This window comes from Saccharospirillum sp. MSK14-1 (assembly GCF_003054965.1).
GTDB lineage: Bacteria > Pseudomonadota > Gammaproteobacteria > Pseudomonadales > Natronospirillaceae > Saccharospirillum.
Genome location: NZ_MIES01000036.1, coordinates 1 through 1,045, shown reverse-complemented (window position 1 = coordinate 1,045; position 1,045 = coordinate 1). Strand labels below are relative to the sequence as shown.

The 1,045-nt window shown below is 44.4% G+C and carries 3 protein-coding genes; all 3 read right to left on the bottom strand.

All coding sequences use genetic code 11. The features are described from left to right. The coding region (locus tag BGP77_RS18275; protein WP_233252408.1) for a hypothetical protein at positions 1-191 on the bottom strand (191 nt) is incomplete at its 3' end. 8 nt (positions 192-199) lie between these two features. Further along, positions 200-694 (bottom strand): Rab family GTPase, encoded by a 495-nt coding sequence (locus BGP77_RS17220; protein WP_108166025.1) that lies wholly within the window; start codon positions 692-694, stop codon positions 200-202. Beyond that, a partial coding sequence (locus tag BGP77_RS17215) for an OmpA family protein (RefSeq protein WP_146171280.1) occupies positions 691-1,045 on the bottom strand: 355 nt, incomplete at its 5' end. The genes BGP77_RS17215 and BGP77_RS17220, both read right to left, overlap by 4 nt.

The following is a 1,045-nucleotide window of genomic DNA, read 5'->3' as shown; positions in this document are numbered from 1 at the left end:
CATTCGAAAAAATTTTCCAGATAGGGTGACGCAGGAAAAGTTGAATCCGGGTCATTCGTCGATAACGATAAAATATCGATAAGATGAACAGGCACATCAGACAGCAATTGAAGTTGCGGGCTCGACGTATGTTCGTAAGCAATGAGGTTTAATTTCTTGAATATTTGCCCGAGGGGATTCGTCATCGTCATCTAGCTTGTTACCCGAGCATATTTTTCGACAGTTGAGTGAATAACGTTTCGACGGCGTCACCATTTTTAGCACTGGTGTTCAGCAGCGGTAAGTTGAGCTGATTCAATTGCTCGAAATGCTGATCAGTCAACAACCAGTCATCGTATAAATCATATTTGTTTAGCGCGACTATGACCGGAACATCACCCAGTACCGAGACCGATTTATCATGCATCTTTAGCGCTGTTTCGAGGGTATTGGGTCGGGTCGGGTCAATGACTAAAATATAGCCTGAAGCGCCGCGCAAATAAGAGGCCTTCAGTTTGCAGAAGTCATCTTCACCGGCTAAATCCCAGATCATCAGGTTCACTGTTTTGTCGTCGACGGCGACCTGTTTTTTGTCGATCTTTACGCCAACGGTGGTGAGGTATTTATCATCAAAAATACTGCTCACGTAGCGTTTGATTAAGCTTGTCTTGCCGACAGAAAAACCACCCAACAGACAGATTTTCTTTTGAATCATTGGGTGACCTTATTTGAGCTTGTACGAACGATGGTTCTGAAAGTTACTTTTCGTTCCATACCAAGAGTATAGTTTTCCGGTAGTTCCGTTGTGCCGGTGGTAAAGGTAAATAGATAACCGGGAACACCAATATCGATCAATTGGCTGACGAGATTGGTCGCTCTTTCCTGAGCTAACTTCATATTCAATTCTGCACTTCCTGATGCATCGGTTGATCCGGTCACTATAACCTCCAAAGTCGCTTGCTGACTATGGGTAATTGACACCAGTTTGTTAAGTTGATCGGCCAGCTCAGCTATTTTCAGCTCATCGTCACTGCTCGGTGTTGTGGCACCAACGGCGAAGTAAAAC